Annotated in this window: 13 protein-coding genes; 10 read left to right on the forward strand and 3 right to left on the reverse strand. The window is 57.2% G+C overall.

Translation table 11 applies throughout. The annotated features are described in order from the left end of the window. On the forward strand, window positions 1-750 hold the full coding sequence (cobA, locus tag VN114_RS07735) for a uroporphyrinogen-III C-methyltransferase (RefSeq protein WP_325513634.1): 750 nt from the start codon (window positions 1-3) through the stop codon (window positions 748-750). Window positions 751-776: 26 nt separating this feature from the next. On the opposite strand, the gene VN114_RS07740 is transcribed toward cobA, so the two are convergent. Genes VN114_RS07740 through lptF form a run of 3 tightly spaced genes read right to left on the reverse strand, consistent with a single transcriptional unit; the run spans window position 777 to window position 3426 of the window. Then, the gene (locus VN114_RS07740) at window positions 777-1151 is read right to left on the reverse strand and encodes a CbiX/SirB N-terminal domain-containing protein (protein WP_325513636.1); all 375 of its coding nucleotides are present in this window, start codon (window positions 1149-1151) and stop codon (window positions 777-779) included. Next, entirely contained in the window at window positions 1151-2299 is a 1149-nt protein-coding gene (gene lptG / locus VN114_RS07745; protein ID WP_325513637.1) for an LPS export ABC transporter permease LptG, read from the reverse strand. The genes VN114_RS07740 and lptG overlap by 1 nt, the downstream gene beginning before the upstream one ends. Then, window positions 2296-3426: an LPS export ABC transporter permease LptF gene (gene lptF / locus VN114_RS07750; RefSeq protein WP_325513639.1), complete on the reverse strand. Its 1131-nt coding sequence runs from the start codon at window positions 3424-3426 to the stop codon at window positions 2296-2298. Before lptF ends, lptG begins: the two co-directional genes overlap by 4 nt. Window positions 3427-3466: 40 nt before the next feature. On the opposite strand from lptF, the gene VN114_RS07755 reads away from it, so the two are divergent. The 9 genes from VN114_RS07755 (at window position 3467) to ybgF (ending at window position 11033) form a co-directional block, all read left to right on the forward strand. Then, window positions 3467-4978 carry a leucyl aminopeptidase gene (locus VN114_RS07755; RefSeq protein WP_325513640.1) on the forward strand — a complete coding sequence of 504 codons (1512 nt, stop codon included), beginning with the start codon at window positions 3467-3469 and terminating at the stop codon, window positions 4976-4978. Between the two features lie 94 nt (window positions 4979-5072). Then, on the forward strand, window positions 5073-5816 hold the full coding sequence (locus VN114_RS07760; protein ID WP_325513642.1) for an SDR family NAD(P)-dependent oxidoreductase: 744 nt from the start codon (window positions 5073-5075) through the stop codon (window positions 5814-5816). A gap of 32 nt (window positions 5817-5848) precedes the next feature. Beyond that, window positions 5849-6283, forward strand: a complete 435-nt coding sequence (gene ybgC / locus VN114_RS07765) for a tol-pal system-associated acyl-CoA thioesterase (protein ID WP_325513644.1) — start codon at window positions 5849-5851, stop codon at window positions 6281-6283. 145 nt (window positions 6284-6428) lie between these two features. Next, window positions 6429-7118, forward strand: a complete 690-nt coding sequence (gene tolQ / locus VN114_RS07770; protein WP_325513645.1) for a protein TolQ — start codon at window positions 6429-6431, stop codon at window positions 7116-7118. Window positions 7119-7127: 9 nt separating this feature from the next. Further along, complete coding sequence (locus VN114_RS07775; protein WP_325513647.1) at window positions 7128-7568, forward strand: ExbD/TolR family protein; 441 nt, start codon at window positions 7128-7130, stop codon at window positions 7566-7568. Between the two features lie 10 nt (window positions 7569-7578). Further along, the gene (locus VN114_RS07780; RefSeq protein WP_325513648.1) at window positions 7579-8442 is read left to right on the forward strand and encodes a cell envelope integrity protein TolA; all 864 of its coding nucleotides are present in this window, start codon (window positions 7579-7581) and stop codon (window positions 8440-8442) included. Window positions 8443-8447: 5 nt separating this feature from the next. Then, window positions 8448-9743: a Tol-Pal system beta propeller repeat protein TolB gene (gene tolB / locus VN114_RS07785; protein ID WP_414694205.1), complete on the forward strand. Its 1296-nt coding sequence runs from the start codon at window positions 8448-8450 to the stop codon at window positions 9741-9743. Between the two features lie 48 nt (window positions 9744-9791). Continuing rightward, window positions 9792-10292 (forward strand): peptidoglycan-associated lipoprotein Pal, encoded by a 501-nt coding sequence (gene pal, locus VN114_RS07790; RefSeq protein WP_325513650.1) that lies wholly within the window; start codon window positions 9792-9794, stop codon window positions 10290-10292. A gap of 39 nt (window positions 10293-10331) precedes the next feature. Continuing rightward, window positions 10332-11033 (forward strand): tol-pal system protein YbgF, encoded by a 702-nt coding sequence (ybgF, locus tag VN114_RS07795; RefSeq protein WP_325513652.1) that lies wholly within the window; start codon window positions 10332-10334, stop codon window positions 11031-11033. Window positions 11034-11148: the final 115 nt, after the last annotated feature.

Raw genomic sequence — 11148 nt, forward strand, 5'->3', positions numbered from 1 at the left:
ATGGCATCGGAACACGCGTACGGCAAGGTTTACCTGATCGGCGCCGGTCCCGGTGCTGTCGATCTGATTACCGTACGCGGCGCGCGCATTCTGGCGCAGGCTGACGTTGTGCTGTACGACGCGCTGGTTTCTGCCGAAATGCTGGCGCTCGCGATACATGCCGAAAAAATCCCCGTCGGAAAGCGCAGCGGGCAACGCTCCACCGCACAGATTGCGATCAACCAGTTGCTGGTCGATTGTGCGCGCAAATACAAACTGGTTGTGCGCCTGAAAGGTGGCGATCCCATGCTGTTCGGCCGTGCCGATGAAGAGTTGCAGACGCTGGAATCACACTGTATTGAAGTCGAGGTCGTGCCCGGCATCACAACGGCATTTGCCGCTGCTGCCTCCACATTGCAGCCACTGACCAAACGCGGCATCGCGCGCAGCATTGCCTTTTTTACTTCCGCTACTGCACCGAACCAGCCCGATCAATTGACACTGCCGGACTGCGATACGCTGGTTCAATACATGGGCGGACGCGAAGCCATCGTCACTGCCCAGAAGCTGCTGGAACAGGGACGGTCGCCAACCCTGCCGGTTGTGATCGTGGAAAACTGCAGTCTGGTTAACGAACGCGTTTCACGCATGACCTTGCGCGATCTGGAACAGGGATTGGGAGAACGTCAGGGGCCGGTACTTGTGATGATCGGAGAGGCGATGGCGACGCGTACCGTTCACCCGAAATCGGCAGACCACGAGAAAAACTAACTGCGTATTTGTGCTGTCCAGATTGTTTAAGTCAGGCTGTTCAAGCAATACGCCGCCATCGCATTCAATACGCTGTCGTCCTCGCCAACTGCGCCGGCGATTCTGAACGTCATGTTTGGATAAGACTGCTTCAACTCATCGACGATGACCGGCAGATCGCGCATCACATGCCCACCTTGGCCCAAAAATACCGGTACCACCGTCACGGCATCGATACCGTCGGCAGCCAATTCGCTCGCCAGGTCTGGCAAGCGTGGCGACATCAATTCCAGAAAGGCCAATGACACGACTAGATCGGGCGCCTGCTTCTGCACGAGCGCCTGCAAACGCTGGAAAGGTTCTGCCCAGCGCGGATCGCGAGCGCCATGCGCGAATAGCACCATTGCGCGCTTGCCTGCCATCAGTGACGCTCCACCCAAAGCAATGCACCGATCGCCGTCAAAAGGAATAGCGCACTCGGCAGAATCGCCGTCGCAAACGGCGGCCAGGTATTCAGCAAACCAAGATGCGAGAACAGGCTATTGCTCATCTGGAAGGTCACGCCAATCATGATGCCTGTAAAAATCTTGAGGCTGACACCACCAGAGCGGAAGTGCAGATAGGCGAAAGGCAACGCCAGCGCCATCATCACGAAAACAGCGAACGGGTAAACGACTTTTTTCCAGAAGGCGATTTCATAACGTGCAGCATCGCGATTGTTTTCGGAGAGATATTTCGTATAACTCGCCAGGTCGATGGTGGACATGCGTTCCGGATCGGAAAAGCCGACCGACAGGAATTCCGGTGTCACTTCGGAGATGATCGATTTGCTGGCGAAACTCGAAGTGGAAATCGCCGTCGTGATCTCGGCTGCCGTTGTTGCCCCACGCAACTCACCTTCGCCGAAACGCGCCTCCGAACCGTCGATCAACGTCCACGTATTGTGGCCCTTGTATTCCGCTCGTTTTGCTGTCGTCAACGAAACCAGATGAAAATTGAGATTGAACTCGTACACCTTGATCCCGAGCATTTCGCCGTTCGGCTTCACGGTCCGGATATTCAAAAAACGCGATCCCGTCTGTTCCCCAGTAATGCCGTCCGCACGAATCACATCCTTGGTCCACAATCCCGAACGGAATTCCTGCGACAGCGAACGCCCCTGATTCTGCAACCGCATCCGCTCGGCGGCGGTGGATGTATACGGCACGACGAATTCGCCGAACAGGAACGTGGCAAGCGCGAACACCACACCGATTTTCACCAGAATCATGCCGGCCATCGCCGTCGACATGCTGGAAGCGCGCATGATCGTGAATTCCGAACGCGCGGCAAATTGCGACAACGCCCAGATCGTTCCGATCAGCGCGGCAATCGGCATCAATTCATACACATAGCCGGGCATGCCCATCATCACGTACAGGAACGCCTGCTGCAGCGTGTAACCGCCGCGACCGACCGATTTCAGTTCACCGACCAGATCGAAGAAGGCAAACAGCGCGAGGAAGGCGATCAGCACGAACACGACCGAGCGGCCGATTTCGCGCGCAAAGTATTTCTGCAGAATCTTCATGCCGCCTGCCTCCGTCCAAACAGGGAACGCTTGAACATCGCCCACATTGCCAGCGGATGGTAGCGACTATTGACCTTCAATCGCCACATGAAAAAGATCGTGATCACGATTCCTGCCGCCAGATGCACCGGCCACCAGGCCAGCGGCAACGTCGATTTCTGCTGCACGACCGTCGCCTGCGCATAACTGAGCATATTGCTGTAGAAAACGAACAGGAACAGCGCGATCAACAGATTGGCAGATCGGCCGCCACGCGGATTGACGAAACCGAGCGGAATCGCCAGCAACATCATCAGGACCCCCATCAGTGGCAGCGACATCCGCCACAGCAACTCGCCATCGTTGAAATTGGAACGGTTCTGGATCAGATCGATCGTCGACAGTGCGCGTGCCGAAGTATCACCAACGGACACCTGCGACTTCCTGCCGACCAGCACGCCGTAACGGTCGAACTCCATCAACTGAAAATCGGATTGGGTCGGTACACCATCGTAACGGCGCCCGTTGATCATCACTAGAAACTTGTCGCCGTTCGCATCGATGTCGATGGTTCCCTCCTTCGCCACCACCACGCTGGTCTTGCCATTGCGAATGCTGCTGACGAAAACATTCTTGACCTTGGTCGTGTCTCCCGAAACGCCTTCCACGAAAAACACGCGATCGGCAGACGACGATTCCTGAAACTTGCCGGGTGAAACGCGCGCGATATCTTCACGGTTCGCATAACGCTCTTTGTAGATCGCGCTCTGCTGGTTGGACCATGGCGTAAGGAAGAAACTCAGCGTCGTGGTCATGACCACCAGCGGCAACGCGAACATCAGCACCGGTCGTATCCAGCGCGACAGGCTGAGGCCGGAGGCAAACCACACGACCATTTCCGAATCCTGATAACTGCGGGTCACGACCAGCAGCACCGAAACGAAGCCGGTCAGATTCAGAATAATGGGGAGATAGTTCAGCGCGGAAAACCCGAGCAGCGCAACAACGTCGCCGGATGCGATCTTGCCGCCCGCAGCCTGTCCCAGAATACGAATCAGCGTAATCGTGATCGTAATCGTGAAAAGTGTGGTGAAGACTGCGCCGGCGGTACCAAGCAAGTCGCGTCGAAGCGCACGCTGAAAAATCATTGGAGGGCTATAATCGTGGGATCGACAAGGAGAGTAACGCATGGACTTTAGCATAAAATCATTGGACGCAAAAACCGGTATCGCCAGTCTGAAAACCGGATGTCTCGCCGTCGCCGTTTTTGAAAACAAGACACTCTCTTCCGCTGCTCGTGCGCTGGATAAAAAAGGCGAAATCAACGCCGCCCTGAAGTCCGGCGATATCACCGGCAAACCCGGCTCCACCCTGTTGCTGCGCGGCGTGACCGGCGGCGCTGCCGAACGCGTGTTGCTGGTCGGCCTCGGCAAGGAAGACGCCGTCGGCGAAAAAGACCTGCTCTCCGCCATGCAGGCAACCGCTCGCACCTTCGCCGCACTCGGCGCTGCCGATGCCGTCGTTGCCCTGCCATTCGACATCGTCAAAACCCGCGATACCGCCTGGGCTGTACGCAGCTATGTCCTCGCTGCACGCGATGGCGCCTACCGTTTCGACGCGATGAAAAGCAAGAAGGAACCGGCTCCGACCGGTGTTCGCAAGATTGCATTTGCCGTCCCGGCGACAGCGGCCGACGTGGCAAAGCACGCTGTCACACAGGCAGTTGCCGTCGCCAACGGCATCGATCTGACCAAGGATCTCGGCAACTATCCGGCGAATGTCTGCACGCCGACCTATCTCGCCAAGACCGCGAAGAAAATGGCCGGCGAATTCAAGCTCGACGTCGAGATTCTCGACCGCAAACAGTTGCAGGCCTTGAAGATGGGCAGCTTCCTGTCCGTCACCAACGGCAGTGTCGAACCACCAAAATTCATCGTCCTGAAACATCTCGGCGGCAAATCCAAGGACGCGCCTGTCGTGCTGGTCGGCAAAGGTATCACCTTCGATTCCGGCGGTATTTCGCTGAAACCGGGCTCGGCAATGGACGAGATGAAATACGACATGGGCGGTGCAGCGTCCGTACTCGGCACGATGCGCGCCATCGCCGAGATGAAGCTGAAGTTGAATGTGATCGTCGTCATCCCGACCTGCGAAAACATGCCGTCGGGCAGCGCCACCAAACCAGGCGACATCGTCACCTCGATGTCCGGCCAGACAATCGAAATTCTCAACACAGATGCCGAGGGCCGTCTGGTGCTGTGCGACGCTCTGACCTACGCTGAGCGCTTTAAACCGGCTGCCGTGGTCGACGTTGCCACACTGACCGGCGCCTGCATCACGGCGCTTGGTCATCACAATTCGGGCCTGTTCACGCGCAGCGATGAAGCACACGACGCATTGGCAAACGAATTGCTGGCCGCCGGCAAGCAGGCTGGCGACACCGCATGGCGCATGCCGATCGAAGACAGCTATCAGGAACAGTTGAAATCCAATTTTGCGGACATGGCCAATATCGGCGGCCCGCCGGCAGGTGCCGTCACGGCCGCCTGCTTCCTCGAGCGCTACACGAAGAAATACACCTGGGCGCATCTGGATATCGCCGGCACCGCGTGGAAAAGCGGCGCCGCCAAAGGTTCAACCGGTCGGCCGGTTCCGCTGCTGACGACCTTTCTGATCAATCGCGCGCAGGCAGCTCGATAACAATCGATAGCAACCCCGCATCTGCCTGCGCGGCAGATGCGATTTTTCCGCAGCCGTCGTTCTTCTTTCGGCTCAATTTCTTGCAGGGGCAATCATGATCGTTCTCGTCACCGGCGCCACGTCCGGTTTCGGCGCTGAAATGGCGCGCAAATTTGCTCGTCACGGCCATCGCGTCATCGCGGCCGGACGACGCAAGGACAGGCTGGAAGCGCTGGCGGCCGAGATCGGTACGGCCCTGCTGCCGGTCGTGATGGACGTGACCGACAAGGCATCGATTCAATCCGCCCTGGACAGCTTGCCGGCCGACTGGAAAGAGATCGACATCCTGATCAACAATGCCGGCCTTGCACTCGGTGTTGCGCCCGCCCAGTCCGCTTCGCTGGATGAGTGGGAAACCATGATTGCGACCAACTGCAAAGGCCTCGTCACCATCACGCGTCTGCTGCTGCCGGAAATGCTGAAGCGCGATCGCGGTCACATCATCAACATCAGCTCGGGTGCCGGTGCGCATCCCTATCCGGGCGGGAATGTCTATGGTGCGACCAAGGCGTTTGTCGACCAGTTCTCCCGCAACCTGCGTGCCGATCTGGTCGGCACCAACGTGCGTTCATCCAATATCGCTCCCGGCCTGGCCGGCGGTACCGAATTTTCCAACGTTCGCCTGAAGGACGATACCGCAGCCGCAAAAGTGTACGAAGGCACGACGCCACTCAGCGCAGCCGATATTGCGGAAACCGCCTACTGGATCGCCACGCTGCCGCCTCACGTCAACGTGAACCACATCGAGGTCATGCCGACCTGCCAGGGTTTCGGCCCGATGAATATCAAGCGGCGTTGATGCCATCCGATTCGCAACCAGCAAAGAACACCATGTCCGATTTTGCGTGGACCATTCGTGTCTACTATGAAGATACCGACGCCGGCGGCGTCGTCTTCTACGCCAACTATCTGAAATTCTTCGAACGTGCCCGTACCGAATGGCTGCGTGCCGCCGGCGTGGGCCAGCAAGCCATGACCGAAACGCACGAGGTCATGTTCGTCGTCAAAAGCACCGCACTCGACTATCACGCACCGGCACGCCTCGACGATGAACTGAAGCTGACCGTCGTAGTCGAACGCATGGGCCGCGCTTCCGTGCAGTTCGTGCAGCAGGCCTGGCGCATCACCCGGAATGAACAAGGCGACCGTGAAGAGTTGCTCGCAACCGGGCGCATCAAGGTTGGTTGCGTGGATGCAAAACGCTTCAAGCCAAGCGAAATTCCGCAGGAAGTTCTCGCCGGCATCAGGCAAATCGATGCACGCTGAAGTCTTCGTTGCCGCTTGATGCACGGAATAACGCATTCGATATGCCATCACGGCAGCGACAGCGCGTAAAATGGCGGATGCGCCGGCGGCCTGCCCTCGGCACTAACGAATACAAATTGATCAAAATCGACCAAGCAAGCACAACATGACCGTCACCCAAGATCTTTCCTTTGTCCACCTCATCACCAACGCTTCGGTTCTCGTTCAGCTCGTCATGGTGCTCCTGATGGGTGTTTCCGTCATGAGCTGGACCTACATCTTCCGCAAGATGTTCGCGATCCGAAACGCCAACGCGCAAACCGAAGAATTCGAACGTGCATTCTGGTCCGGTGGAAATCTGAATACCTTGTATGCAGAAGCGTCGTCAAACCGTCGCAAGAGCAACGGCTCGACCGGTGCGCTGGAACGCATCTTCGAATCCGGCATGAGCGAATTCAGCAAGATCAAGGGCGGCGAGGCGCTGCAATCGAGCGCCCGTCTGGACGGCGCACGCCGTGCGATGCGCGCCGCCTACCAGCGCGAAATGGATGCGCTGGAATCGCACCTCGCCTTTCTCGCGTCGGTCGGCTCGGTTTCACCGTATGTCGGTTTGTTCGGCACCGTCTGGGGCATCATGAACGCCTTCCGCGGGCTGGCCAACGTGCAGTCGGCCACGCTGGCGGCCGTCGCACCTGGCATTGCCGAAGCCCTGATCGCCACCGCCATTGGCCTGTTCGCCGCGATTCCGGCAGTTGTCGCCTATAACCGCTATTCGCACGATATCGACCGTCTGGCGATCCGCTTCGAAACCTTCGTCGAAGAGTTCTCGAACATCCTGCAGCGCCAAACGCGATAAGGACACGCCATGTCATTCTCTTCCGGAAGCATGCGTGGCGGACGCGGACGCAAATTCAAGTCCGAGATCAACGTCGTGCCCTACATCGACGTCATGCTGGTGCTGCTGATCATCTTCATGGTCTCTGCACCGATGAAGGATCCTGGCGAAATCAAGTTGCCGAACGCCGCCCAGACCACGCAACCGCCGACCGAATACATTCGTATCGATCTCAAACCCGACGCATCGGCCACGCTGGTCGTCAGCGGCGGCAAGAACGGTGCAGGATCGAAGGACACTGCCGCCAACCGCAGCGAACTTGCACAGAAATTGCAGGCGCTGCATGCAAACAATCCCGACATGCCTGTCATGATCGCCGCCGACAAGGAAATCAAGTACGACGAAGTGATCCAGGCCATCTCTGAAGCGAAAAAAATGGGGATAGAACGCGTCGGGCTCGCAACCCGATGAAACAGGTTCCATGATCGATCACAAGCCTTACTCCGTACCGAAAGAACCAGGCCGCTGGCGTGCCATCACGCTGGCGGCAGTCGTCCATCTCGCGCTGCTGATTTTTTTCTGGATCGGCATCGACTGGCAGAGCGAAACCCCACAGGCCATCCAGGCTGAAATCTGGGATCCGCAGGCGCGCGAAGCCGCGCCCTTGCCGACGGCCCCGGAACCGAAACCAGAACCCAAGCCCGAACCGAAACCGGTCGTGAAAGAACCGCCGAAAGCCGAACCGGATACGCCGCCTCCACCCAAAGTCGATATCGCTCTGGAGCAGGAAAAGAAGCGCAAGGAACAGGAACGCAAGGACAAACTCGCCCAGCAGGAAAAGGAAAAGAAAGCTGCGCAGGACAAGAAGCTGGCCGAGGAGAAAAAACAGAAGGAAAAGGAAAAGGCCGATCAGCAGAAGCAGGCTGAGCTTGAGAAAAAGAAAAAGCAGGACGCGCTTGATGCCAAACTGCGCGAACAGGCGCGTGCCGACGAAATGAAACGTCTGACCGGCGCGGTAGGCAGCGGCGGTACCGGCCAGGCTGCCAAATCGCAGGGTAGCGGCCGCGCCGATGCCAGCTACATGCAGAAAATTGCGGCAAAAATCCGCTCCAACACGATATTCAACGTACCGGAGACACTAACGGGGAATCCTGCGGTCGAATTCGATGTCGAACTCCTGCCCGACGGTTCGCTACGCGGCTTGCGCATGCGCAAATCGTCCGGTATCGATGCGTTCGACGAGGCCGTCAAACGTGCAATCGAACGCTCGCAGCCCTTCCCGCCGGATCAGACCGGCACCGTACCCGGCCGCTTAACTGTTGTTCACAAACCTAAAGACCAGTGAAACCCATGATAAATACTCCTTTTTCACGCATGTTCACACGTTTCTTCGCAGCACTTGTCGCCACAGTAGCGCTCCTTACCGCGAGCATTGCACATGCGCAATTACGCGTTGAAATCGCCGGGGTCGGCGCCAATCAGATTCCGATCGCCATCGCTGCCTTCGGCAACGAATCGATTGCACCGCAACAGGTCAGCGCCATCATCAAGGGGGACCTGACGCGCAGCGGTTATTTCAAAGTCATCGATACCAGCACGGTATTGACGGAAAATTCCCCAGTTGACCTCGCCGACTGGAAAACGCGCGGAGCAAACGCGGTCGTCGTCGGCAGCGTGACAAAATTGCCCGACGGTCGTTTCGATGTGAAATACCGCCTGTTCGATACCGTCAAAGGCGGGCAGCTTTCTTCGCTGGCACTGGCTTCGCAACCGCAATTCCTGCGCGTGGCAGCGCACAAGGTTGCCGACGACATTTACGAAAAACTGACCGGCATTCCGGGCATTTTCGCAACGCGCATCGCCTATGTGACGCGCAACGGTCGCGAATATCATCTGGAAGTTGCCGACTCTGACGGTCAAGGCACGCAAGTCGCCTTGCGCTCGAACGAACCGATCATTTCTCCTTCCTGGTCGCCGGACGGCACCAAGGTTGCCTATGTCTCGTTCGAAAACAAGAAGCCGATCGTCTACGTACAGAACCTCGTTACCAGACAGCGTACGGTCGCCGCCAACTACAAGGGCAGCAACTCCGCACCATCCTGGTCGCCTGACGGCAGCAAGCTGGCTGTCGCCCTGTCGCGCGACGGCATGACGCAGGTCTACGTCGTCAATACCGACGGCACCGGCCTGCGCCGCCTGAGTAATTCCAGTGGCATCGATACCGAACCGCAATTTTCCGCTGACGGTCAAAGTATCTATTTCACCAGTGATCGCAGCGGCGGTCCGCAGATTTACAAAATGAGTGCAAACGGCGGCGAAGCTCGTCGCGTCACCTTCACCGGTAGTTACAACATCAGCCCGCGCATCTCGGCAGATGGCAAAACGCTGGCCTATATTTCGCGCCGTGACGGCAAATTCCAGCTTTACATGCTTGATCTGACCAATGGTCAGGAACAACGCCTGTCGGATACCGTCAAAGACGAATCACCGAGTTTTTCGCCTAACGGTAAATATCTGCTGTACGCCACGCAATCCGGCGGGCGCGGCAGCCTGGCGGTGGTTTCCACCGATGGCCGCGTCAGACAGACACTCACCATGCAGGCGGGCGATATTCAGGAGCCCACTTGGGGTCCGTTTATGAAATAATGCTGCTGTTTTTCTAAACTTACTCGCTTTCCAATAAGGGGATTAATAATGCGCTCACTCACTTCCGTTCTCATCCTGTCCAGCGCCATGCTGCTGGCTGCCTGCTCGTCGACCAAACTGGACGACAAGGCTCCTGTCGAAGATCGCACCGGCGCTGCCGATGCACGCTCGGTCGGTACCGTCAATGCTTCCGGTGATCCATTGAACGATCCGCAAGGCGTGCTGGCAAAACGCAGCGTCTACTTCGACTACGACAGCTACATCGTCAAGCCTGAATACCAGCAAGTTGTTGAGAACCACGCCAAATACCTGCAAAGCAATCGCGGCCGCAAAATCATCATCCAGGGCAATACCGATAACCGCGGCGGTTCGGAATACAACCTGGCTCTCGGCCAGAAGCGTGCAGAAGCCGTTCGTAAATCGTTGTCGCTGCTAGGCGTTCCTGAATCGCAGATGGAAGCCGTTTCGCTGGGCAAGGAAAAACCAAAAGCAATGGGCAATGACGAAGCAGCATGGGCAGAAAACCGCCGTGCCGACATCGTTTATTAATCTGAACCGATGATTAAAAAAACGCTTGCTGCGGCCTTCATGGCCGCATTTTCTTTGGGGTCGCTGCAAGCGCATGCCGCGCTTTTCGGCGACGATGAAGCGCGTCGCGCCATCCTTGATGTACGCACCAAGGTCGATGCGATGCAACAATCGAAAGCCGAAACCTCCGCGGTACTCGATCTGTCGAATCAGAACGAGCAATTGCGGCAGGAAATCGCACGACTCAATGGTCAGATCGAAGTCCTGACGAACGAGCTGGCCAATGTGCAACAGCGGCAGAAGGATTTCTACACCGATCTCGATAATCGGCTGCGCAAACTGGAACCGCAAAATGTCAGCGTCGATGGACAGGATGCACTGGTAGGTCAATCCGAGCAGCGCAGCTATGACGATGCATTGGCGCTTTTCAAGAGCGGCGACTACAAGAAGGCGGGGGCGGCGTTTAACGATTTCGTCCAGCGTTATCCGCAATCTGCGTATGCCCCCTCCGCGCAATACTGGGTCGGCAATGCTCTTTATGCGCAACGCGATTATCGCAATGCGATCAGTGCGCAGCAGTCGCTGGTAAAAAAATATCCGGATAACCCGAAAGCAGCCGATGCCATGTTGAACATCGCAAGCTCGTACATGGAAATGAAGGATCGTACGGCAGCGAAAAAAACGCTGGAATCACTGGTAGCAAAATATCCGAATACGCCGGCAGCTCAAACGGCAAAGGAACGTCTCACCAATTTCAAGTAACGTATCGCTGAATGGTCAAGCGGACCAACCAGCCACCGGAAATTTTTAAGAATCGCCCGCCTGACGGGCGATTTTTTATTTTTGCTGCAGGTCTTTTCTATCCAAGACACGAGCA

It is taken from the genome of Oxalicibacterium sp. (assembly GCF_035565035.1).
Lineage (GTDB): Bacteria > Pseudomonadota > Gammaproteobacteria > Burkholderiales > Burkholderiaceae_D > Oxalicibacterium.

What these genes read in the sequence shown, in the direction of transcription:
- cobA (WP_325513634.1), top strand. Translation starts at nt 1, where the DNA reads ATGGCATCGGAACACGCGTACGGCAAGGTTTACCTGATCGGCGCCGGT.
- VN114_RS07740 (WP_325513636.1), bottom strand. Translation starts at nt 1,151, where the DNA reads ATGGCAGGCAAGCGCGCAATGGTGCTATTCGCGCATGGCGCTCGCGAT.
- lptG (WP_325513637.1), bottom strand. Translation starts at nt 2,299, where the DNA reads ATGAAGATTCTGCAGAAATACTTTGCGCGCGAAATCGGCCGCTCGGTC.
- lptF (WP_325513639.1), bottom strand. Translation starts at nt 3,426, where the DNA reads ATGATTTTTCAGCGTGCGCTTCGACGCGACTTGCTTGGTACCGCCGGC.
- VN114_RS07755 (WP_325513640.1), top strand. Translation starts at nt 3,467, where the DNA reads ATGGACTTTAGCATAAAATCATTGGACGCAAAAACCGGTATCGCCAGT.
- VN114_RS07760 (WP_325513642.1), top strand. Translation starts at nt 5,073, where the DNA reads ATGATCGTTCTCGTCACCGGCGCCACGTCCGGTTTCGGCGCTGAAATG.
- ybgC (WP_325513644.1), top strand. Translation starts at nt 5,849, where the DNA reads ATGTCCGATTTTGCGTGGACCATTCGTGTCTACTATGAAGATACCGAC.
- tolQ (WP_325513645.1), top strand. Translation starts at nt 6,429, where the DNA reads ATGACCGTCACCCAAGATCTTTCCTTTGTCCACCTCATCACCAACGCT.
- VN114_RS07775 (WP_325513647.1), top strand. Translation starts at nt 7,128, where the DNA reads ATGTCATTCTCTTCCGGAAGCATGCGTGGCGGACGCGGACGCAAATTC.
- VN114_RS07780 (WP_325513648.1), top strand. Translation starts at nt 7,579, where the DNA reads ATGATCGATCACAAGCCTTACTCCGTACCGAAAGAACCAGGCCGCTGG.
- tolB (WP_414694205.1), top strand. Translation starts at nt 8,448, where the DNA reads ATGATAAATACTCCTTTTTCACGCATGTTCACACGTTTCTTCGCAGCA.
- pal (WP_325513650.1), top strand. Translation starts at nt 9,792, where the DNA reads ATGCGCTCACTCACTTCCGTTCTCATCCTGTCCAGCGCCATGCTGCTG.
- ybgF (WP_325513652.1), top strand. Translation starts at nt 10,332, where the DNA reads ATGGCCGCATTTTCTTTGGGGTCGCTGCAAGCGCATGCCGCGCTTTTC.